At 69.2% G+C, this 20,407-nt stretch carries 20 protein-coding genes and 1 tRNA gene; 14 read left to right on the forward strand and 7 right to left on the reverse strand.

The window, feature by feature from the left end:
* The first annotated feature begins 1 nt into the window (after nt 1).
* On the forward strand, nt 2-619 hold the full coding sequence (locus SNOV_RS18405; RefSeq protein WP_013168475.1) for a queuosine precursor transporter: 618 nt from the start codon (nt 2-4) through the stop codon (nt 617-619).
* A gap of 53 nt (nt 620-672) precedes the next feature.
* Here SNOV_RS18405 and SNOV_RS18410 read toward each other — a convergent pair whose 3' ends face one another.
* Both SNOV_RS18410 and SNOV_RS18415 read right to left on the reverse strand, forming a co-directional pair.
* Nucleotides 673-1,653, reverse strand: coding sequence for an esterase-like activity of phytase family protein (locus tag SNOV_RS18410; RefSeq protein ID WP_013168476.1), 981 nt, complete (start codon nt 1,651-1,653; stop codon nt 673-675).
* 11 nt (nt 1,654-1,664) lie between these two features.
* Nucleotides 1,665-2,141: a cytochrome b gene (locus SNOV_RS18415; protein ID WP_013168477.1), complete on the reverse strand. Its 477-nt coding sequence runs from the start codon at nt 2,139-2,141 to the stop codon at nt 1,665-1,667.
* 124 nt (nt 2,142-2,265) lie between these two features.
* Between SNOV_RS18415 and rutR the strand changes: the two genes are divergently transcribed.
* Nucleotides 2,266-2,985 (forward strand): HTH-type transcriptional regulator RutR, encoded by a 720-nt coding sequence (gene rutR, locus SNOV_RS18420; protein ID WP_013168478.1) that lies wholly within the window; start codon nt 2,266-2,268, stop codon nt 2,983-2,985.
* Nucleotides 2,986-3,047: 62 nt separating this feature from the next.
* Entirely contained in the window at nt 3,048-3,710 is a 663-nt protein-coding gene (locus SNOV_RS18425) for a DsbA family protein (RefSeq protein ID WP_013168479.1), read from the forward strand.
* Between the two features lie 353 nt (nt 3,711-4,063).
* Here the strand turns inward: SNOV_RS18425 and SNOV_RS18430 are convergent, their stop codons facing one another.
* Complete coding sequence (locus tag SNOV_RS18430) at nt 4,064-5,605, reverse strand: bifunctional aminoglycoside phosphotransferase/ATP-binding protein (RefSeq protein ID WP_013168480.1); 1,542 nt, start codon at nt 5,603-5,605, stop codon at nt 4,064-4,066.
* Nucleotides 5,606-5,761: 156 nt separating this feature from the next.
* Between SNOV_RS18430 and SNOV_RS18435 the strand changes: the two genes are divergently transcribed.
* Nucleotides 5,762-6,814: a threonine aldolase family protein gene (locus tag SNOV_RS18435; protein ID WP_013168481.1), complete on the forward strand. Its 1,053-nt coding sequence runs from the start codon at nt 5,762-5,764 to the stop codon at nt 6,812-6,814.
* 180 nt (nt 6,815-6,994) lie between these two features.
* Here the strand turns inward: SNOV_RS18435 and SNOV_RS18440 are convergent, their stop codons facing one another.
* Nucleotides 6,995-8,380, reverse strand: a complete 1,386-nt coding sequence (locus SNOV_RS18440; protein WP_013168482.1) for an aminotransferase-like domain-containing protein — start codon at nt 8,378-8,380, stop codon at nt 6,995-6,997.
* Nucleotides 8,381-8,852: 472 nt separating this feature from the next.
* Between SNOV_RS18440 and SNOV_RS18445 the strand changes: the two genes are divergently transcribed.
* The 10 genes from SNOV_RS18445 to SNOV_RS18490 all read left to right on the forward strand — a co-directional run bounded on the left by SNOV_RS18445 (nt 8,853) and on the right by SNOV_RS18490 (nt 16,987).
* Nucleotides 8,853-9,335, forward strand: a complete 483-nt coding sequence (locus tag SNOV_RS18445) for an MSMEG_0572/Sll0783 family nitrogen starvation response protein (RefSeq protein WP_013168483.1) — start codon at nt 8,853-8,855, stop codon at nt 9,333-9,335.
* A gap of 40 nt (nt 9,336-9,375) precedes the next feature.
* The gene (locus tag SNOV_RS18450) at nt 9,376-10,449 is read left to right on the forward strand and encodes a Nit6803 family nitrilase (protein WP_013168484.1); all 1,074 of its coding nucleotides are present in this window, start codon (nt 9,376-9,378) and stop codon (nt 10,447-10,449) included.
* The gene (locus tag SNOV_RS18455) at nt 10,349-11,476 is read left to right on the forward strand and encodes an MSMEG_0568 family radical SAM protein (RefSeq protein ID WP_041782401.1); all 1,128 of its coding nucleotides are present in this window, start codon (nt 10,349-10,351) and stop codon (nt 11,474-11,476) included. Before SNOV_RS18450 ends, SNOV_RS18455 begins: the two co-directional genes overlap by 101 nt.
* On the forward strand, nt 11,473-12,015 hold the full coding sequence (locus SNOV_RS18460) for an MSMEG_0567/Sll0786 family nitrogen starvation N-acetyltransferase (RefSeq protein WP_013168486.1): 543 nt from the start codon (nt 11,473-11,475) through the stop codon (nt 12,013-12,015). The genes SNOV_RS18455 and SNOV_RS18460 overlap by 4 nt, the downstream gene beginning before the upstream one ends.
* Before the next feature lies 1 nt (nt 12,016).
* Entirely contained in the window at nt 12,017-13,015 is a 999-nt protein-coding gene (locus SNOV_RS18465; protein WP_013168487.1) for a sll0787 family AIR synthase-like protein, read from the forward strand.
* Nucleotides 13,012-14,169, forward strand: coding sequence for an MSMEG_0565 family glycosyltransferase (locus SNOV_RS18470; RefSeq protein WP_013168488.1), 1,158 nt, complete (start codon nt 13,012-13,014; stop codon nt 14,167-14,169). The genes SNOV_RS18465 and SNOV_RS18470 overlap by 4 nt, the downstream gene beginning before the upstream one ends.
* Nucleotides 14,170-14,324: 155 nt before the next feature.
* A complete protein-coding gene (locus SNOV_RS18475) occupies nt 14,325-14,612 on the forward strand; it encodes an MSMEG_0570 family nitrogen starvation response protein (protein WP_013168489.1) in 288 nt (95 codons plus the stop codon).
* Nucleotides 14,613-14,625: 13 nt separating this feature from the next.
* Nucleotides 14,626-15,882: an MSMEG_0569 family flavin-dependent oxidoreductase gene (locus SNOV_RS18480; RefSeq protein WP_013168490.1), complete on the forward strand. Its 1,257-nt coding sequence runs from the start codon at nt 14,626-14,628 to the stop codon at nt 15,880-15,882.
* A complete protein-coding gene (locus SNOV_RS18485) occupies nt 15,879-16,748 on the forward strand; it encodes a Pnap_2097 family protein (RefSeq protein WP_013168491.1) in 870 nt (289 codons plus the stop codon). Before SNOV_RS18480 ends, SNOV_RS18485 begins: the two co-directional genes overlap by 4 nt.
* A 164-nt stretch (nt 16,749-16,912) precedes the next feature.
* Nucleotides 16,913-16,987: transfer RNA gene (locus SNOV_RS18490), tRNA-Gly, on the forward strand.
* Between the two features lie 239 nt (nt 16,988-17,226).
* Here the strand turns inward: SNOV_RS18490 and SNOV_RS18495 are convergent.
* From SNOV_RS18495 to SNOV_RS18505, 3 genes are all read right to left on the reverse strand, one after another.
* On the reverse strand, nt 17,227-18,108 hold the full coding sequence (locus tag SNOV_RS18495; RefSeq protein WP_013168492.1) for a carbohydrate ABC transporter permease: 882 nt from the start codon (nt 18,106-18,108) through the stop codon (nt 17,227-17,229).
* Nucleotides 18,109-18,235: 127 nt separating this feature from the next.
* The gene (locus SNOV_RS18500) at nt 18,236-19,513 is read right to left on the reverse strand and encodes an extracellular solute-binding protein (protein WP_013168493.1); all 1,278 of its coding nucleotides are present in this window, start codon (nt 19,511-19,513) and stop codon (nt 18,236-18,238) included.
* 81 nt (nt 19,514-19,594) lie between these two features.
* A complete protein-coding gene (locus SNOV_RS18505; protein WP_013168494.1) occupies nt 19,595-20,392 on the reverse strand; it encodes a carbohydrate ABC transporter permease in 798 nt (265 codons plus the stop codon).
* Between the last annotated feature and the right edge of the window lie 15 nt (nt 20,393-20,407).

The raw sequence follows: 20,407 nt of genomic DNA on the forward strand, positions 1-20,407 counted from the left end.
GATGAAGCTCGCCGGCGCCGAGGTCTCCGCGGCCAGGCTCGCCGTCCCCGTCATCGCCATGATGGCGGTGGTGGCGACCTCGAACGTCGCGGTCCAGTACCCTGTCGAGCTGTTCGGCCTGCAGGAGGCGCTCACCTGGGGCGCCTTCACCTACCCGGTCGCCTTCCTCGTCAATGACCTGACCAACCGCCGCTTCGGCCCCGCCGTCGCCCGGCAGGTGGTCTATTTCGGCTTCGCGCTGGCCGTGGTGCTGTCGATCTGGCTGGCGACGCCGCGCATCGCGCTCGCCTCCGGCACCGCCTTCCTGGTCGGCCAGCTTCTCGACATCAGCGTGTTCAACCGGCTGCGCCGCATGAGCTGGTGGCAGGCGCCGCTGGCCGGCAGCTTCTTCGGCTCGGCGCTGGACACCGCGCTGTTCTTCTCGCTCGCCTTCGCCGGCGACGAGGCGATGTCCTTCCCCGTCACCTATTCCACCGGCATTACCGTGCCGCTCTGGGTCGGCCTCGCCTTCTTCGACTTCCTGGTGAAGGTCGGCTGCGCACTGCTCTCGCTGGTGCCCTATGGCGCGCTGATGGGCTGGCTGAAGCCCTGGGGCGGCACGCAGTCCGTCGCACGCTGAAGATTTGCGCACGCTGATGGCCTTCGCGCGCTGAGCGCGCACTTCTCCCGATCCTAGTCGACGATCGCGAAGCGCAGCAGCAGCGTGCGCTGGAGCGCGGAGAAATTGTCGTCCGAGAGCACGGTGAGGATGAGTTCGCCGCTCGCGTTCCGGTGCAGCGCCAGCGCCTCCATATTGTCGATGGCCATCACCCGGCTCACCGAGATCAGCACCTCGCCCTCGATCAGCGCGCCGGGCCTGATCTCGCTCAGCGGGAAGCGGCGGATGCGCATGGCGACGCCGCGAAAGATGTCGAAGCGCCGCTCCAGCAGATAGACCCTGCCGTCATCGGCGAGCGCCGCGTCGGTGGCGGAGAAATCATCGGTGCGGCGGACGGCGAAGCGCCCCATGGGCGCGGGCTTCTTCAGCGGTCCGAACAGGAAGCCCGGCAGGATCGCCGGATCGTCCGGGCTCTCCTCGGCGATGACGATCAGCGGTGCCGGCTTGCCGTCGGGCGGGGCGAGCATCGCCTCCAGGCTCTCATTGTTGCCGAGCTTGCCCAGCGCCGGATCGGCGAGCAGGCGGCGGCCGGTCGATTTCAGCGGATCGGCGCCGGGGAAGATCCAGACCTCCTGCTTGCGCTCGATGCCGGCGAGGATGCCGGCCTTGGTGCGCGCCAGCGATTCGACGTCGGCGCGTCCCCGCCGCGCCAGCGTGCCGCCACCGGCGACGCGCATCGGCGCGAGATGCGCCTCCGCGATGCCGGTCGGCCGGTCGCCCTCGCTGACGATGCGGCCCGTCAGCCAGGAGCCGCGGTCGCTGGCGGCGATGAAATGTGCGCCGTCGGGATCGAGCAGCAGGCTTGAGAGGCCGCCGAAATGCTCGTCCGGCGAGGACAGCACCAGCCCGCCGCGGAACTCCAGCGGCCCGAAGCGGGTAAGGCCGGTGACGTCGAAGCGCTCGATCGGCGTGGCGGTGATCGCGATGGGGTCCGCCGGCGCGGGCGAGGGCGCGAACAGGGAGAGAAGCGCGAGAGCGGCGAGCGAGGCACGCATTCCGATCCCCCTCAACGCCGCGCCGGCAGCATACGCAGCATCAGCCCGTCCCGCCGCACGAACTGGTGCCAGAGCGCCGCCGCCACATGCAGCGCGACGAGGGCGGCGATGACGAAGGCGAGGACCACATGCACCCGCCCGGTGCCGAGCTGCTTGCCCAGCGCCGTGACGGTGATCGCGCCGAGGATCGGCTGCACGAGGATGGCGAGGTAGAGCAGGCCGTGGGTCGCATGCGCGGCGATGGCGAGCGGGCGCGACATGCCGGCGGGCAGCAGCGGCGCCTTGTGGGTCAGCCGCCAACCGATGCGGATGAGCGCCAGCGCCAGCACGGCGTAGCCGCAGAACAGATGGAGGCGGAAGAGATAGAACCGGCCCTCCGTGCCGCGTTCGAAGAAGCCCCAGCTCCAACCCGTGGCGAACTGCACCAGCACCAGCGCCGCCACCAGCCAGTGCAGGATGCGGGCGACGCGGTCATAGCTCTCGGTCATGAGCGGGAAGGTTCCTCGAATCGGGTCCGTAACGAACCCCCGCATATTGCGGCGCGAATCATTTCCATGCCATGTCATGACCATCGGATTTGATCGGGAGCATCCATTGGCACAGGGGCAATCCATGGGTCGCCTGTCCCGCCGGCCTGCGCAGCCGGATGCCCCCGCCGGCAAGCCCCTGGCGCTCAAGACCGCCGCCGCGCGCCCGGCACGGCCGAAGACCGCCAACCGGCTCAAGCGCATCGAGGCCAAGCGCGGCGCCATACTCGACGCGGCGCTCGCCCTGTTCTCGCGCTATGGCCTGCACGGCACCACGGTGGAGCAGATCGCCCGCACCGCCGCGGTCTCCAAGACCAATCTCTTCTACTATTTCGCCTCGAAGGAAGACGTCTATGTCGGGGTATTGAGCCGGCTGCTCGACCAGTGGCTGGAGCCGCTGCGCGACTTGCAGCTCGACACCGACCCGATCGAGGGCATCGGCGAATATATCCGCCGCAAGGTGCTGTTCTCGCGCACCCACCCCGAGGCCTCGCGGCTGTTCTGCCTGGAGATGGTGCAGGGCGCGCCGCTGCTGCGCCACGAGCTCGAGACCTCGCTGAAGCAGTTGGTCGATGCCAAGGCCGAGGTCATCCGCGGCTGGACCGCCGCCGGCAAGCTCGGCCCGATCGACCCCTACCACCTCATCTTCGCGATCTGGGCGACGACGCAGCACTATGCCGATTTCGCCTCGCAGGTCGACGCGCTGCTGAATACGGGGCTGGACGACGAGCGCTTTGTCGAAGAGGTTACGCGGAACGTCCAGCGGATCATTCTCGACGGGCTGCGCGTGCGCAAGGACGACTGAACGGGCGCATGGGTGCCCCGGCGGCGCGCCTGTCACCGATCTCGATGAAGGAAGTGCATGTCATGAAGCGCCGCGCGCTGCTCCTGTCCGCCGCCGGCCTCTGGCTGGCCGCCCTGCTGTCCGCTGCCCTGCTGTCGGCGGGTCCCCTGGCGGCGGCGACGTCGGACGGCCGGCCCTCGAACAAGACGCTCGACGTCGAGGCACTGCTCAACGACCCGCACGCGCCGACCGGCGGCAACCCCAAGGGCGACGTCACCATCGTCGCCTTCTTCGACTATAATTGCGGCTATTGCCGCAAGGCCTCGCCCGAGCTGGAGCGGCTGGTGAAGGAGGACGGCAAGATCCGCCTCGTCTACAAGGACTGGCCGATCCTGTCGGAATCCTCCGTGGTGGCGGCGCAGCTCGCCTTGGCGGCGAAGTACCAGGGCAAGTACGAGGCGGCGCACAAAAGGCTGATGACGCTGCCGGGCCGTGCCTCCACCGAGCGCATGAGCGCGGCGCTGGGCGAGGCCGGCGTCGACCGGGCCAAGCTCGCCAAGGACCTGAAGACCCATGCCCGCGAGATCGGCGCGCTTCTCTCGCGCAACAACGAGCAGGCCGAGGCGCTGGAGCTGCCGGGCACGCCGGTCTATCTCGTCGGCCCCTACAAGGTGGCGGCCGCGCTCGACTATGACGGCTTCAAGCAGGTGGTGAAGGACGCCCGCGCCCGCGCCGCCGCGCAGTAGGGGCTCTGTTTCCCTCGCTCTCCGTCCTTCCCTCATCCCCGGGCTTGACCCGGGGACTCAGGGGGCCGTCATCTCGGCCGAGCCCACGGGTCTTGCCATCGGCAAGCTCAAGGACAGGCTCCGCGAGAGCCGGGATCGCGTGCCGCTTTCTTTCCTGCGAACGATCCCGGATCGGCCTGCGGCCGTCCGGGATGACGGCTACACAATAGGTGCACCGTCATGGCCGGGCTTGGCCCGGCCATCCACGCCTTCCTCACCGCCCGTGCCCGGCCCAAGTCGTGGATGCCCGGGCCAAGCCCGGGCATGACGGCCGGAGGGGTGGTGGCGCCGCACTGCCAGGCCAAGGCAGCGCCCTACAGCAGCCCCGCCGCCCGTGCCAGCACCTCGTCCGGCGTCCCCGAGCTCTCGATCACCGCCCAGTCGAGCGGGCCGATATCGCGGCCGGCCTGCCATTGAACCACCTCGGCCGTGGCGTCGGAGGCGTCGCCGCGGCGGGCCTCGACGCGGCGGGCGAGGGCGTCGACCGGCGCCTCCAGCCAGAGGCCGAGGAAATCGACGCCGCAGGCGCGGGCGACCTCGGCGATGGCGGCGCGCTCGTCCGGGCGCTGGTGCACCGCGTCGACCACCACGCCGTGGCCGGCGGCGAGCACGGCTTCGGCCCGCGCGCGCAGCGTCTCGTAGACCGCCTCGGTCATCGCCATGGAATAGGCGCCCGAGGGGAGGCGTTCCAGCTCCGGCGTACCGTGCAGGCGCTTGCGCTCGACATCCGAGCGCAGATGCACCGCCCCCGGCACCGGGCCGACCAGCGGCGCGAGGCGGGCGGCGAGCGTGCTCTTGCCGGACCCCGACAGCCCGCCGACCGCCACCAGCCGCACCGCGCGCGGACGAAGCGCTTCCTCCGCATAGGCGAGATAGGAGCGCGCCTCCTTCACCGCCGCCGCGCGTTCCCCGCCGGCGCGATGGCCGAGGGCGGCGGCGAGCACCTGCGCCCTAATCGCCGCGCGCAGGGCGATGAACAGCGGCAGCGCGGCGAGGCCGTCGAAGGGCGGGTCATCGCCGCAGGCGATGAGGTAGCGGTTGAGCAGCAGATTGGCTTCGAAGGCGAGGCCGCGCGCGCCGATGTCCATCAAAAGGAAGGCGAGGTCGTAGAGCCGGTCGGTGGTCGCCAGCGCCTCGTCGAATTCCAGCGCGTCGAACAGCACCGGCCGGCCGTCGATGAGCGCGATGTTACGCAGATGCAGGTCGCCATGGCAGCGGCGCACCTCGCCGGCCTCGGCGCGGCGGGCCAGCAGCGGCTCCAGCCGGTCGAAGGCCTCGGTGAAGGCGGCGTCGAGCCCGGCCACGCGGTCCGGCGCGAACACCTGCGGGCTCTCGTCCAGCCCGGCGACGACGCCCTGCGCCACCTTGCGCAGGGTGCCGGGCGGCGGGTTTGCGGCCGGGGCGCGCGCGTGCATCTGCGCCACCTGCTCCGCCAGCGCGGCGATCAGCGGCTGTATGAGCCCCTCCCGCGCCGCCACCTTGTCCAATGTGGCCTCTTCGTCGAAGCGGCGCATATGCACCGCCCATTCGACGGTCTCTCCCTCGCCGCCGAGATGCAGCGCGCCGCCGCGGCGGATAATGGGCACGAGGCCGAGATAGAGTTCCGGCGCGGTGGCGCGGTTGATCTCGATTTCGCGGGCGCAGGCGCGCCGGCGCTTCTCCAGCGTCGAGAAATCCATGAAGGAAAAGCGCACCGCGCGCTTGACCTTGTAGACGTCGGCGCCGGCGAGGAAGACCACGGCGCCATGGGTGTCGATGCGCCCCACCGCTTCCTTCAGCCCATAGGTCGCGGGATCGGCGAGCAGGCGGAACACCGGCTCCTGGTCGGCGACGACGTGGTCGGCACTGATACTCATCGCGGGCACTCTACAGCAGGGGTTCTGGCCCGCCATACGGCAAGCTGCGCAGCCTTCCCATCGCGCGAAACACGGTGGGCGGGCGCGCGGTTTCGCCGTAAGCATGGCGCAGAAGCATGACGTGAATGCTCACGCCCGCCCGATCAGGATCTCCCCGTGACCGACACCTCCCTCCGCCGCATGCCCGGCTTCGGCAGCGACAATGTCGCCGGCGTCTCGCCCGCCATCCTCCAGGCCCTCGCCGCCGTCAATGACAGCCCCGCGCCCTCCTATGGCGCCGACGAGGTCTCCGCCCGCGTCGAGGCGCGGCTCTCCGCCTTGTTCGAACGCGAGGTGGCGGTGCTGCTGGTCTCCACCGGCACGGCGGCGAACGCGCTGTCGCTCGCCGTGCTCACCCCGCCCTGGGGCGCCGTGCTGTGCCATGCCGAGAGCCATGTCGAGAACGACGAGTGCGGCGCGCCGGAATTCTTCACCGGCGGTGCCAAGCTGGTGCATGTGCCGGGCGACAGGGCACTGATCGACCCCGAGGCGCTGGCGAAGGAAGCCGCCTATGGACGGGGCGACGTCCACCGCGTGCAGCCGGCCTGCGTCTCCATCACCCAGGCGAGCGAGCTCGGCACGCTATATTCGCTTGAGCATATCCGGGCCATCGGCGCGGTCTGCCGCGAGGCGGGGCTCGGGCTGCACATGGACGGCTCGCGCTTCGCCAATGCGGTCGCCGCGCTCGGTGCCTCGCCGGCGGAGCTGACCTGGAAGGCCGGGGTGGACATCCTCTCCTTCGGCGCCACCAAGAACGGCGCCATGGGGGTCGACGCCATCGTGCTGTTCGACAAGGCGAAGGCGGACGAGCTGGCCCTGCGCCGCAAGCGGGCGGGGCACCTCTCCTCCAAGATGCGCTTCCTCGCCGCGCAGATGGAGGCGTATCTCGAAGGCGACCTCTGGCTCGCCAATGCCCGCCATGCCAACGCCATGGCCGCGCGGCTGGCGGCCGGGCTCAAAGCGATCCCCGGCGTGGAGCCACAGGGCAAGGTGGAAGCGAACATGCTGTTCGTGCGCCTGCCGCAGAACATGATCGACGGGCTCTTGGCGCAGGGCTTCCGCTTCTACACTGGCCGCTGGGACGAGCGGGTGGCGCGGCTCGTCACCTCCTTCGCCACGACCGAGGAGGATGTCGACCTGCTGCTGGAGGCGGCTTTGAGGCTGGCCTAATTCCGCATCACACATACACGCCGTCATCCCCGGGCTTGGCCCGGGGATCCACGACTTTGCCGGTGCGCCGGCGGAACCCAAGGCGTGGATGGCCGGGCCAAGCCCGGCCATGACGGTCATCGAGCGATGGAAAGCGATCCCGGCTCCGCTTCGCTGCGGCCGGGATGACGGACGAGGTGATCACACCACCGACGACACCGCCTCGGGCGACTGCTCCAGTGCGTGCGCCATGAAGTCGAGCGCCGAGCGGATCTGCGCCCGGCTCGCCGGGCCGCCGAGGCAGACGCGCACGGCTTCCATCGCCGGCCCCGCCACGGTGAAAGCGTCGCTCGCCACCACGCCGATGCCGGTCGATCGCATATGGCCGACGAAGGCCGAACGGGTCCACGGTTCCGGCAGCTCGATCCAGAGATTGAAGGCGAGCGGGTCGGCGCGGAAAGAGCCCGCCGGCAATATGTCGGTGGCCATCTGCTGGCGCGCCATGGTCTCCGAGCGGATGAAGCGCAGCAGCGTGTCGGCGGTGCCGTCCTCGATCCAGCGCGTCGCCAGCGCCGTGGTCAGCGGCGAGGCCATCACGTTCGCCGTGCGCAGTGCCGCGGCGAAGGGGTAGCCCGAGCGCGCGTCGGGCACCACGACATAGGCCGCGCGCAGCCCGGCGCCGATGCATTTGGCCAGCCCCGCCACGTGCCAGGTGAGGTCCGGCGCGATGGCGGCGAGCGGCGGCGGGCCATGCGCGGGGATGAAGCCATAGGCGTCGTCCTCGACGATCGGCACGCCGAAGCGCCGGGCGACCTGCGCGATGGCGGTGCGCCGCGCTTCGGGGATGGTCAGCGTGGTCGGGTTCTGCAGCGTCGGGTTGAGGTAGAGCGCCTTCGGCGCATGCTCGGCGCAGGCCCTGGCGAAGGCGTCGGGATCGATGCCGTCGCGATCCATCGGCAGGCCGCAGAGCCTCACCCCGAGCTGCGCCGCCACCGCCCGCGCGCCGGGATAGGTGACGGCCTCGCACAGCACGGTGTCGCCCGCCTTCGCCAGCAGGCCGAGAATGCCGAGCAGCGCCGGATGCGCGCCCGGCGTAACGAAGACGCGCTCCTGGGCCGGCACCAGCGCCCGCCGGCCCAGCCAGGCGGAGGCGGCGTCCTTGTCCGCCGGCGTGCCGCCGAAGCCCTGGTAGCGCAAGAGGGCCACGAGATCGCGCGCCACCTCGGCAAGGCCGTCCTGCATGCGCTCGATCAGAACTGGGTCGTCCGGCTCGGGCGGCAGGTTCATCGAGAGATCCACCGTGCCCGGACGCGCCGCGCTGGCGGTGCGGGTCTTCGGCCGCGGCGAGCCGGTAACGAAGGTGCCCTGCCCGACGCGCGATTCCACCAGGCCGCGCTTCTGCGCCTCGACATAGCCGCGCGCCACGGTGGTGAAGTCGATATCGAGCCTTGTGGCGAGCTTCCTCTGCGGCGGCAGCCGGTCGCCGATGGCGAGCTTGCCCGCGCGTATGTCCTCGGCGATCAGGTCGGCGATGGCGAGGTAGCGCGGCTTGTCGGAGCGGGAGAGGTCGGGAATCCAGTCGGCCATCGGTTCGTCACTTTGCTTGTCGTCATCCCGGACGGCCGCAAGGCCGATCCGGGATCGTCTGCCAGACCTGATAGCGATCCCGGCTCTCGCGGAGCCTGTCCTCGGGCTTGCCGGAGGCAAGACCCGTCGGCTCGGCCGGGATGACGGTACCCTGTGTAGCACAGCATAATTGACTGGAAAATGTTGCAGAGGTTGTCGGGCACCTCTGGTCCACAATTTGCTGCGTAAGGGTAGTTACCTACGACGTGCCGGCCCATGCGCATGAAGCGGGCATCTTCCCGCCGTTTCGTTAGGCTTCCGCATCATTTTTCAACAACTCCAGACTCGGCCGCTCTCTCTAATTGAATGTATTATTGTATGTAATTTGACTGTTCTGATGATTCTTTCATCAATCCGTCAATTGGCACATTGATTGCAAATCCCTCTGGCGTGAGGCCGGCGCCGCCGGTCCCGTCCAGTCAAGGAGAGCGACATGGCCACCATCACCGTGCCGGCCCACCAGAAGGGTGACGTCCTCGTCGATTACGAGGACAAGAAGTTCGAGGACGTAAAGGCCGCCCCCGGCGAGAAGGCGCTCGTCACCTTCCACACCGTGGCCTTCGAAGGCTCGATCGGCCTCGTGAACCTGCTTCAGGCCTCGCGCCTGATCCAGAAGGGCTTCGAGACCTCCGTCCTGCTCTATGGCCCCGGCGTCACGCTCGGCGTGCAGCGCGGCTTTCCCAAGCTCGGCGACGAGGCCTTCCCCGGCCATCTCAACTTCAACGGCCGCATCGAGAAGATCATCAATGACGGCGGCAAGGTCTATGCCTGCCGCTTCGCCCTGCAGGCGCTCTACGGCCATGGCGAGGGCGCGCTGATCCCCGGCGTCATCCCGATCTCGCCGCTCGACGTGCTCGACATCGTGCTCGTCCACCGCCGCGACAACGCCTTCATGCTCCACACGTGGACGCTGTGACCCGGACGCTGTAGGCGCCGAACCGCTCAGGGAGGCCGCGATGGCCGAGAAGCGTATCGTGAGGGTGGGCGCGGTGCAGATCGCGCCCGACCTCGACAGCCTGGAGGGCACGCTCACCCGCGTGCTCGCCGCGCTGGACGAGGCGGCGGGGAAGGGCGCGCGATTCGTGGTCTTCCCCGAGACCTTCGTGCCCTGGTACCCCTATTTCTCCTTCGTGCTCCCGCCGGTCCTGACCGGGGCGGAGCATCTGCGGCTCTACGACAATGCGGTCGTCGTACCCGGCCCGGTGACGGACGCGGTGTCGGCTGCCGCTCGCCGCCTCGGCGTGGTGGTCGTGCTCGGGGTGAACGAGCGCGACCACGGCTCGCTCTACAACACCCAGCTCGTCTTCGACGCCGACGGCAGCCTCATGCTCAAGCGGCGCAAGATCACCCCGACCTTCCATGAGCGGATGATCTGGGGGCAGGGCGACGGCGCCGGCCTCAAGGCGGTCGACACCGCCGTCGGCCGGGTCGGCGCGCTGGCCTGCTGGGAGCACTACAATCCCCTCGCCCGCTACGCCCTGATGGCGCAGCATGAGGAGATCCACGTCGCCCAGTTCCCCGGCTCGCTGGTGGGGCCGATCTTCGCCGAGCAGATCGAGGTGACGATCCGCCACCACGCGCTGGAATCCGGCTGCTTCGTGGTCAATTCCACCGGTTGGCTCACCGACGAACAGATCGCCCGCATCTCCCCCGACGAGAAACTGCGCAAGGCGCTCACCGGCGGCTGCATGACGGCGATCATCTCGCCCGAGGGCAGCCATGTCGTGCCCCCGCTCACCTCCGGCGAGGGCATCCTCATCGCCGATCTCGACATGGGCCTCATCACCAAGCGCAAGCGGATGATGGATTCGGTCGGCCACTACGCCCGGCCCGAACTGCTCAGCCTCAACCTCGACAACCGGCCGGCTGCACCGATGCAGCAGGCCGCTCCCTTCCCAGCGAACCATGGGAGTGCGTCCGATGAAGCCGATGGACCTGGCGAGCGAATTGCAGCCGCTGCCGACGGAGCATCTGATCAACGAGTTGCAGTCCTACGGGGTGCGGCTCGTCGATCCGAAGGCCGGGGCTGACAGTCGCCGCGGCGGCGCCGGCCCTTCGGACCACAAGGCGCTGACGCTGGACGGCGTGACGGTGATGGTGCCGGTGCACACCGCGCCGGCCTTCGAGAGCCCGTATCTGGTCGAGAAGCCCGACGCCTATGGGCGAAGCCGCATCAGCCGCGACGGGCTGGTGATCGGCGAGGTGTCGTTCCCCTTGCAGCCCAAGTTCTACGGGCTCTCCACGGCCGACGGCATCCCCTATTCCAAGATCGCCGTGCTGCACGGGCGCGACGTGCTGGCGACCACGGTCCTTCAGACCTGCATCCGCTACCAGAGCCGCACCAAGACCTGCCAGTTCTGCGCCATCGGCCAGTCGCTGGCGGCGGGCCGCACCATCGAGCGCAAGACTCCGGCCCAGCTCGCCGAAGTCGCCAAGGCCGCGGTCGAGCTCGATGGCGTCAAGCACATGGTGATGACCACCGGCACCCCGCCCGGCAAGGACCGGGGCGCCGCCATCCTCACCGAAAGCGCGCAAGCGGTGAAGGCGGCGGTGGACCTTCCCATTCAGGTGCAGTGCGAGCCGCCGGACGATGACGACTGGTTCGCCCGCATGCGCGCGGCCGGGGCGGATGCGCTCGGCATGCATCTGGAAGCCTGCACCGAGGAGGTGCGCGCGCGCATCATGCCCGGCAAGGCGCAGGTGTCGGTGGAGCGCTATTTCCAGGCCTTCGAGGCCGCCGTGCCGGTGTTCGGGCCTGGACAGGTCTCGACCTATATCCTCGCCGGGCTCGGCGACAGCCGAGAGGACATCCTCTCCGTCTGCGACCGGCTGACCCGCATCGGCGTCTATCCCTTCGTGGTGCCCTTCGTGCCGATCTCCGGCACGCCGCTGGAAAGCCACCCCACCCCCTCGCCCGCCTTCATGAACTCCATCCTCGGCCCGCTGTCGGGGATGATGATCGCGCGCGGGCTCAAATCCATCGAGGTGAAGGCCGGCTGCGCCAAATGCGGCGCCTGCTCGGCGCTCTCTACCTATGAGCGGAGGGCCTGTTCATGATCTTCGAGCCCTTCCGCCCCTTCATCGCCAGCGATTTCCAGGTGAAGTTCGCCACCGCCACCTGGGAACGCCGCTGCGCCGCCCTCCTGCGCCGGCAGGTGTTCTGCGAGGAGCAGGGCCTGTTCGACGGCGACGACCGCGACGCCATCGACGAGGCCGCCATCCCCATCGTCGCCGTCTCCATGCTCGGCGTGGCGGCGGACGATGTGGTCGGCACGGTTCGCATCCATGAAGCCGAGCCCGGCGTCTGGTGGGGCTCGCGCCTCGCCGTGGCGGAGGATTATCGAAAAGTCGGCGCGCTCGGCGCGGCGCTGATCAAGCTCGCCGTCTCCTCCGCCCATGCGCGCGGCTGCCACCGCTTCCTCGCCCATGTGCAGGCGCAGAACGGCCTGCTGTTCCGACGGCTGCACTGGAACATCGTCGAGGAGAAGGAGCTGCATGGCCGCCCGCATTACCTGATGCAGGCGGATCTCGCTCATTACCCGCCGATCATCGACGCCGAGACCGGCTTCCGCACCTTCCCACGGAAGGCGGCCTGATATGGGTCCGCTCTCCGCCACCGCTTTCGAGGCCATCGCCGCCAGGCTGCGCGATTCCAAAGGCATGGCGGCCAAGGCCGATATCGGCCTCGCCGTGGCGCGCCTCGGCCTGAGCGGGGCGGATTCGGTTCCGGTGGGCGACGACTGCGCGGCGATCCCGGACGGCGACGGCTTCCTGCTCTTCGCCATCGAAGGCTTCATGAACGAGTTCGTCGCCGGCGACCCGTGGTTCGCCGGCTGGTGCGGGGTGATGGTCAACCTCTCCGACATCGCCGCCATGGGCGGCCGGCCGGTCGCCGTGGTCGACGCGGTGTGGGCGAAGGGCGAGGAAGGCGCCGCCCCGGTGCTGGAGGGACTGCGCGCGGCGTCGGAACGCTTCGGCGTGCCGCTGGTCGGCGGGCACACCAACCTGAAGACCGACCGCGGCCAGCTTTCCGTCGCCGTGCTCGGCCGGGCGAAAAAGCTGCTGACGAGCTTCGACGCCCGCCCTGGCGAGACGCTGATCGCCGCCATCGATCTGCGCGGGCGCTACCGCGAGCCCTTCTCCAACTGGGAGGCGGCGACCGACGCGCCCGCCAGCCGTTTGCGCGGCGACCTCGAAGTGCTGCCGCTCATCGCCGAGGCCGGCCTCTCCCGCGCCGCCAAGGACATCAGCCAGGGCGGGATTGTCGGCACGAGCGCCATGCTGGCGGAATGCTCCGGCGTCGGCATCGAGATCGACCTTTCGCGCGTGCCGGCGCCGGAAGGCGTCGACCTCGCGCGCTGGCTGATGAGCTTCCCGAGCTACGGCTACCTGCTCTCGGCGACGCCCGATGATGTGCCGGCACTCCTCTCACTGTTCGAGGCACGCGGCATCGCAAACGCGGCCATCGGCAGCGTGACGGCCGACCGCCGCGTCACCGTCGCGAACGGCGCCGCGCGGGAAACCATCTGGGACTTTTCGCAGCGCGCTCTGCTCGGCTGCGGGCCCGCCGCCGCCAAGGCGGAGGACGCCGCATGAGCCGCCCGCTGCGCATCGCCATCCTCGCCCATTCCACCAACCCGCGCGGCGGCGTGGTGCATGCGCTGGAGCTCGGCGACGCGCTCACCCGCCTCGGCCACGAGGCCGTGGTGCATGCGCCCGACCCGAAGGGCGCCGGCTTCTTCCGCCCGAGCCTATGCGCCACCTTAAGCGTGCCGGCCTCGCCGGTGGGCGCGGACGTCACCGAGATGGTGCGCATCCGCGCCGGCGACTATATCCGCCATTTCGAGCAGCCGGCGAACCGCGATTTCGACGTCTTCCATGCGCAGGACGGCATTTCCGGCAATGCGCTGGCGACGCTGAAGCAGCGCGGGCTGATCCCCCGCTTCACCCGCACCGTCCACCATGTCGACGCCTTCCGCGATCCCGAGCTGCTCATCCTCCAGCGCCGGGCCATCGTCGAGGCCGACCGGCATTTCGTCGTCAGCCGGCTCTGGCAGGACCTGCTCGCCGAGATGTTCGCGCTGGAAGCGACCATCGTCGGCAACGGCGTCGACACCGCCCGCTTCTCGCCGGCCCCCGATGGGCGCGAAGAGGCGCTCAAAGCCCGCCTCGGCCTCGGCGACGGCCCGGTCGTGCTCAGCGTCGGCGGGGTGGAGGAGCGCAAGAACACCACGCGCATCCTCGAAGCCTTCATCCAGCTGCGCGCGCTGCATCCCAAGGCGCAGCTGGTCATCGCCGGCGGCGCCTCGGTGCTCGACCATCACCTCTACAGACAAGCCTTCGCCGCCACGCTCGCCGCCTCTGGCCTGCCGGCCGACGCGGTGATCCGCACCGGCGCCGTGCCGCAGGACGACATGCCCACGCTCTACCGCCTCGCCGACGTGCTCGCCTTCGCCTCGGTGAAAGAGGGCTTCGGCCTCGTCGCGCTTGAGGCGATGGCCTCGGGCACGCCGGTCGTGGTCTCGCGCATCGCCCCCTTCACCGAGCATATCGGCGAGGACGAGGCGGTGTGGTGCGACCCGCTCAACCCGGCCACCATCGCCAATGCGCTCGCCGTCGCGCTCACGCCCGAGCTGCGCGAGCGGCTGGCCGAGATCGGTCCCCGCACGGCCGCCCGCCACGATTGGGCCGCCACCGCGCGCCGTCATTTAGCCGTCTACCAATCCCTCGCGGAGCCCGCCCATGCTTGAGAATCGTCAGAACACCCTCATCCTGAGGTGCTCGGGCGGAGCCCGAGCCTCGAAGGATGCTCGTCCCGCGCCCTGCTTCAGCATCCTTCGAGGCTCGCTGCGCTCGCACCTCAGGATGAGGAGATCTGGGAAGCGACGGGACATGGGCGCGCCCCATGCCTGAGATGCGCTTCACCATTCGCTGGCCGGACGGGCGGTCCGAGAGCTGCTACTCGCCCTCGCTGGTCATCAAGGATTACCTGACGCCCGGCGAGAGCTACGACCTCGCCGACTTCGTCGCGAAGAGCCGCGAGGCGCTGAACATCGCCAGCGCGCGGGTCGAGGAACGCTACGGCTTTCCCTGCTCGCGCGCCATGGGCCAGCTCGCCCGCATCGAGGCAGCGGCACGCACCTACTCCACCGAACCCAATCCCCGCGTCGCCGTCGAAGCCTTCGACGAGTGAGGAGCAACCCCGCATGAACGAGAATCGCATCCAGCATTACCCGGTGGTGATCGTCGGCGGCGGTCAGGCCGGCCTCTCCACCAGCTACCATCTGCGCCAGCAGGGCATCGACCATCTCGTCTTCGAGAAGCACAAGGCGATGCATGCCTGGCAGACCCAGCGCTGGGACAATTTCTGCCTGGTGACGCCGAACTGGCAATGCGCCCTGCCGGGCCATCCCTATCAGGGCGACGATCCCGACGGCTTCATGGTCAAGCACGAGATCCTCGACTACCTCAAAGGCTTCCGCGCCAAGGTCGATCCGCCGATCCGCGAGGGCGTCAGCGTGCGCCGCGTCACCCCGCGTAGCGAGGGCGGCTTCCTCGTCTCCACCACCTCCGGCGAGGTGAGCGCCGACAATGTGGTGGTGGCGTCGGGTGGCTATCACGAGCCGATCGTGCCGCGCATGGCCGAGCGCCTGCCCGGCCATATCGCCCAGATCCATTCGGCCGAATACCGCAACGCCGACCAGTTGCCGGACGGCCCGGTGCTGGTCGTCGGCTCCGGCCAGTCCGGCGCGCAGATCGCCGAGGATCTGCACCTCGCCGGGCGCAAGGTGGTGCTGGCGGTCGGCCACGCCCCGCGCTGCGCCCGCTTCTATCGCGGCCGCGACGTCGTCACCTGGCTCGCCGACATGGGCTATTACGAGATGAGCGTCGACCAGCACCCGCTGCGCGAGGGCGTGCGCGACAACACCAACCACTACGTCACCGGCCGCGACGGCGGGCGCGACATCGACCTGCGGAAGTTCGCCAGCGAGGGCATGGAGCTCTATGGCGTGCTGCGCGACTATGACGGCGCCAGCCTCGTCTTCGACACCAACCTCGCCAGCGCGCTCGACGACGCCGACAAGACCTATAACAGCATCAACGCCGCCATCGACAAATACATCGCCGAGAACGGGATCGAGGCGCCGCCGCCCTCGGTCTATGAGCCGGTATGGACGCCCGCGGCCGAGCGTCCGACGCTGGACCTCGCCGCCTCGGGCATCGCCTCCATCGTCTGGTGCATCGGCTTCAAGCCGGATTTCCGCTGGCTCGACGCGCCCGTCTTCAACGGCGCCGGTCATCCCCAGCACCGGCGCGGCGTGACGGCGCAAGAAGGCGTTTACTTCATCGGCCTACCCTGGCTGCACACCTGGGGCTCCGGCCGCTTCGGCGCCGTCGGGCGCGATGCCGAGCACATCGTCGCCGACATCGCCGCCCGTTCCTTGAAGGAAAGCGCCGCATGAACGTCGCCGTATCCCCCGAGGCGCTGCTGAGCGAAGCGTCCGCGCCCGCGCTGCACGAGATCGTGCTGCTCGGCATGCCGCAGCTCTCATTGAGCGGCCTGTCGGAGAGCTGGCTGCTGAAGGATCTCGGCCACCGCCACTGGATGCTGCTGGCGCGCCTCGCCGGCCGCGCCGTGCCGGACTTCCGCGATGCCGACGGTGCGCCGGTCTATGCCGCCTTCTGCGCGCTGTCGGTGAAGGACGCCGATTTCGCCGCGCTCGGCGAGAACGACCGGCTCACCATCGTCTCCGATATCTCCCGCGTCTCGCGCACGCAGTCGGCGAGCCGCCACCGGCTCAGCGTGGCGGGGAAGCCGGTCGGCGAGGTCGAGCTGGTCTCCGCCTTCGTGCGGCGCGCCAGCGGCGGCGGCAACCATACGGTGGCGCGCGTCGCGCTCGACGCCTTCCCCCCGCCGACCGCGCCGCGAACGGACGGCCTCGCCTCGCTTGCCGCCGAACTGCGCGCCGGGCGGCGCGAGCGCCATTTCGGCTTCGATCTTCACGCCGCCGAGGCCGAAACCTCCGCCGCCTTCGAGATCGACCCCTGTCCGGCGCAGGACTTCAACGGCGCCGGCTTCCTCTATTTCTCCAGCTTCGTCGCCTTCGTCGACCGTGCCGAATGGCATTTCGACGGCCGCCGCGCCGAGCGCGCGACGACGCTGGCGCGCGACGTGTTCTTCCATGGCAATGTCGACCCCGGCGAGCGGCTTCGCGTGCGCTGGCTGGCGGCGCGGCGCGGCGAGGGGCGGCTGGTGCATCGCTGCCTGCTGGAGCGCGCCGGCGACGGCGCGCGCCTTGCGGAAGCCTTCACGCTGCGCGCGGTGTGAGGGCGACGGCCGCCGGCGGAGGGCTGTCATGGCCCTGTGAGACGAGCATGAGATGAGCGTGAGATTCCTGTCGAAAGCCCGTTGCATTCGCCGCGCTCATGGGGCATAGAGACGGCCCGTCCGGGGCCGCGGCATCAGCCCGCCGGCATACGGACACGGAGCGAGCGGGTGTAGCTCAGGGGTAGAGCACAACCTTGCCAAGGTTGGGGTCGTGGGTTCGAATCCCATCGCCCGCTCCAGTTTTTCTCGACAGCATCAGAATATTGCTGGGTGTCCGCGGACACGTTGTGCTTCCGGGCCGGCTCGTCGGGCCGCCGGAGAGTCTGGCGCGCGCCGGCGCTGCGCCCCTATCAATATCGGACGTCCCGCCGTGACGCTTGATCCGGCCGCTGCAGTCGCGCGGGCGGGATCGGGTCGCGCCAGACGCGGGAATTCGCGGCTTCAGGAAGAGCGCACCTTCGTGGAACGCCCCGGCCAGCTAGCGGCGGCGCTCCAGCGTGGCGAAGAACAGGATGGTGAGGCCCAGCACGATCAGCAGCAGCACGAAGGCGGCGGCGGCGCCCTCGTTGAGCGAGAGGCCGAGGAAGGCGCGGCGATAGGCGAAGAAGCTCAACACCTCGGTCGCGTTGCCCGGCCCGCCCTTGGTGAGGATGTAGGGCAGGTCGTAGGTGCGGAACTCGTTGATGAGCTGGATGATGACGGCAATTGCCGCCACCGGCCGCAGCATCGGCAGGGTGATGTACCAGAATTGCTGGAGCGGTGTGGCGCCGTCCACCTCCGCGGCCTCGTAGGGGTCGCGCGGCAGCGAGGCGAGGCCGGCGGCGAGGATCAGCACGACGAAGGAGGTCTGCTGCCAGATGTCGATGGCCGCCATCGTCCACAAGGCGAGGTCCGCATTGCCCAGCCAGTCGATGCGCGGCAGGCCGAGGCTCTCCATCACCTGGTTGGCGATGCCGAGATTGGGCTGCAGCAGCATGCGCCAGATCAGCGCCACGCTGACCGGCGACATCGCCATCGGAATGGTCAGCACCGCGAAATAAACCGGCTTCATCGTCACCGTGCGGTTCAGCATCAGCGCGATGCCGAGCCCGACGACGAACTCGCCGAGGACGGTGACGAGCGAATATTTGATGGTCAGCCACAGCGCGCTCCAGAACAGCGGATCGGCCATGACGGTGGCGAAGTTCTTCAGCCCGACGAAGGGCTGGAGCATCGGCTTGAGCAGCGTCAGCGAGGAAAGCGAGATGAGCCCCGCATAGACCAGCGGGAAGCCCATGACGACGGCGAGCGTCAGCAGCCCCGGCGCGGCGAAGGCCCAGCCGGTCCGCCAATCCCGATCCGCAAATGCCGGAACGCGCATGCTCGTCTATCCGTCTCGTCAGGGTCAGAAAAACCGGCGCGCCAAGTCGAGGGGGTAGCTGGCGCGCCGGGCGGCGGGCACTTCGGGGGAAGCGCCCGCCAAGGCGGTCACTTGGTGAGGAGCGCGGTCACTTGGCGAGGAGCTGGGTCAGGCCGTCGGCCGCCGCCTTCAGCGCGTCCTCGGGCTTGGCCTGGCCGCCGGCCGCCAGCGAGAGCTGGGCGCCCAGCACGTCCTCGTACTGCGCCGAATAGGCGAAGATCGGGAAGGACTTGCCGGAGGCGACGATGTCGAGGCCGGTCTTGTAGAAGGGGTACTTCTTCAGCACCGCCGCATCCTCGAACACGTCCGAGCGCACCGGCGCATGGCCTTCCATCGCGCGGGCGATCGAGACCTTCTTGCCCTGCACCCACTCGATGAACTTCCAGGCCGCGGCCTTGGATTCGTCGGAGGTGTTCTTCGGAATGCCCCAGCCCCAGCCGCCGCTTTCGCCATGGCCGCCGGGCATGACCGACAGCGCCAGCTTGCCGGCGACTTCCGGGCACTTCTCCTTGCTGTCGAGCTGCGGCAGCATCCACCAGTAGGTGACCATGCTGAACGCCTTGCCGGCGCACATCAGGCGCATCGTGTCGTCGAGCGTGGCGGAGAGCGCGCCCTGCTGGGCGCCGTTCTGCACGTTGTCGGCGTAGAGCTTGAGCGCGGTCAGCCCCTCCGGGCTGTTCAGCACCACCTTGCGGCCGGCGTCGAGATAGGCGCCGCCGGAGGAGAACAGGTAGTTGGAGAACTCCATGGCGTTCGGATCGCCGCGCTGCGCCTGCATGGCGGCGCCGACGACGCTGCCGCCGGCCTTGAAGAACTTGGAGAGCGCCACATACTCGGCGAGCGTCTTCGGCAGGGCCAGCTCCTTGCCGGTCTTGGCCTTGTAGTCGGCCTTGACCTTGGCGTCATCGAGCAGGTCCGTCCGGTAGATCAGGCCCATCGAGTAGTTGTACATGGGCAGGATCGGCGTCGCGTCCTTGGTCTGGCCGAGCAGCTCCAGCATGGACGGGATGAAGGGCTTCAGGTCGAAGCCGGACTTGGCGATGTAGGGGTTCAGGTTCTCCAGCCAGCCGGCGGTGGGGAACTCGCCGGCCCACAGGAAGTCGACCTCCAACACGTTGTAGTAGCTCTCCGGCGAGACGAGCTGGGCCACCAGCTTGTCGTGCATGTCGCCATAGCCGATCTTCTCGAACTCGACCTTGATGCCGGTCTCCTTCTCGAATTCCGGCAGCAGCTTCTCGATGATCTGCGTCTCCGGCACGTCCTCCATCAGGGCGCGCAGCGTGACGTTCTGGGCATGGGCCGAGCCGGCCGTCGCCAGCAGGGTGGCGCCGAGCAGGGCGGCCTTGAGGCTACACTTCAACTGCATCTTATTCTCCTGTTCCTCTGGTACGGGCACTGTTTCGCCCGCTTGTTGGCGCGCGCCCGGCCGGGCGCGGCGAAATCGACGTCACTTCACGCTGCCGAAAGTCAGTCCCTGGACGATGAAGCGCTGGATGAAGCGGGAGGCGATCACCAGCGGCAGCACGGCGAGCACCACCCCGGCGGAGACCTTGGCGATCTGCACGCCGTTCGAGGTCTGGAGCGAGGCGAGCGCCACCGGCACGGTGGCGGTCTGCGGACCGCTCAGCACCAGCGCGAACAGGAACTCGTTCCAGGTCAGGATGAAGCCGAGCACGCCGGCGGCCGCGATGCCCGGCAGCGAGACCGGCAGCACGATCCGCCAGAAGGCGCCCCAGGCGGTCGCCCCGTCCGTCTGTGCCGCCCATTCGAGATCGACCGGAATGCCCTCGAAGAAGCCCATCAGGATCCAGATGAGGAAGGGCAGGTTCACCGCCGCGTAGACGATGATCAGGCCGGTCAGCGAATTGGTGAGCCCGACGGTGCGCAGCAGCGCGAAGGCGGGCAGCACGATCGCCACCGGGGGCAGCATCTGCGTCGCCAGCACGGCGAAGCGCCCGGTCCGCCCGCCGGTCTTGAAGCGGGCGAAGGCATAGCCGGTCATCGCCGCGAAGGGCAGCGCGACCACGACCGAGCCGAGGGCGACGATCAGGCTGTTGAGATAGGACTGGCCGTAGCGGGTCGAGGTGAACAGCGCGACGTAATTGTCGAGCGTCGCCGCCGGCATCAGCTCCGGCGAATAGGACAGCGGCTCCGGCAGGAAGCTGGTGCGGACCACCCAGAGGATGGGCAGGAGGATGACGGCGCAGGTCAGAAGCAACCCGAAATGAAGTGCGACGCGCCGCATGGCCTCCCCTCCGCT

The sequence above is a fragment of the Ancylobacter novellus DSM 506 genome, from assembly GCF_000092925.1.
Lineage (GTDB): Bacteria > Pseudomonadota > Alphaproteobacteria > Rhizobiales > Xanthobacteraceae > Ancylobacter > Ancylobacter novellus.

Coding starts and splice junctions, on each gene's coding strand:
- SNOV_RS18485 (WP_013168491.1), top strand. CDS start 15,879: ATGAACGTCGCCGTATCCCCCGAGGCGCTGCTGAGCGAAGCGTCCGCG.
- SNOV_RS18415 (WP_013168477.1), bottom strand. CDS start 2,141: ATGACCGAGAGCTATGACCGCGTCGCCCGCATCCTGCACTGGCTGGTG.
- SNOV_RS18495 (WP_013168492.1), bottom strand. CDS start 18,108: ATGCGCGTTCCGGCATTTGCGGATCGGGATTGGCGGACCGGCTGGGCC.
- rutR (WP_013168478.1), top strand. CDS start 2,266: ATGGGTCGCCTGTCCCGCCGGCCTGCGCAGCCGGATGCCCCCGCCGGC.
- SNOV_RS18405 (WP_013168475.1), top strand. CDS start 2: ATGAAGCTCGCCGGCGCCGAGGTCTCCGCGGCCAGGCTCGCCGTCCCC.
- SNOV_RS18475 (WP_013168489.1), top strand. CDS start 14,325: ATGCCTGAGATGCGCTTCACCATTCGCTGGCCGGACGGGCGGTCCGAG.
- SNOV_RS18430 (WP_013168480.1), bottom strand. CDS start 5,605: ATGAGTATCAGTGCCGACCACGTCGTCGCCGACCAGGAGCCGGTGTTC.
- SNOV_RS18505 (WP_013168494.1), bottom strand. CDS start 20,392: ATGCGGCGCGTCGCACTTCATTTCGGGTTGCTTCTGACCTGCGCCGTC.
- SNOV_RS18455 (WP_041782401.1), top strand. CDS start 10,349: ATGGACCTGGCGAGCGAATTGCAGCCGCTGCCGACGGAGCATCTGATC.
- SNOV_RS18480 (WP_013168490.1), top strand. CDS start 14,626: ATGAACGAGAATCGCATCCAGCATTACCCGGTGGTGATCGTCGGCGGC.
- SNOV_RS18460 (WP_013168486.1), top strand. CDS start 11,473: ATGATCTTCGAGCCCTTCCGCCCCTTCATCGCCAGCGATTTCCAGGTG.
- SNOV_RS18410 (WP_013168476.1), bottom strand. CDS start 1,653: ATGCGTGCCTCGCTCGCCGCTCTCGCGCTTCTCTCCCTGTTCGCGCCC.
- SNOV_RS18470 (WP_013168488.1), top strand. CDS start 13,012: ATGAGCCGCCCGCTGCGCATCGCCATCCTCGCCCATTCCACCAACCCG.
- SNOV_RS18465 (WP_013168487.1), top strand. CDS start 12,017: ATGGGTCCGCTCTCCGCCACCGCTTTCGAGGCCATCGCCGCCAGGCTG.
- SNOV_RS18425 (WP_013168479.1), top strand. CDS start 3,048: ATGAAGCGCCGCGCGCTGCTCCTGTCCGCCGCCGGCCTCTGGCTGGCC.
- SNOV_RS18445 (WP_013168483.1), top strand. CDS start 8,853: ATGGCCACCATCACCGTGCCGGCCCACCAGAAGGGTGACGTCCTCGTC.
- SNOV_RS18500 (WP_013168493.1), bottom strand. CDS start 19,513: ATGCAGTTGAAGTGTAGCCTCAAGGCCGCCCTGCTCGGCGCCACCCTG.
- SNOV_RS18440 (WP_013168482.1), bottom strand. CDS start 8,380: ATGGCCGACTGGATTCCCGACCTCTCCCGCTCCGACAAGCCGCGCTAC.
- SNOV_RS18450 (WP_013168484.1), top strand. CDS start 9,376: ATGGCCGAGAAGCGTATCGTGAGGGTGGGCGCGGTGCAGATCGCGCCC.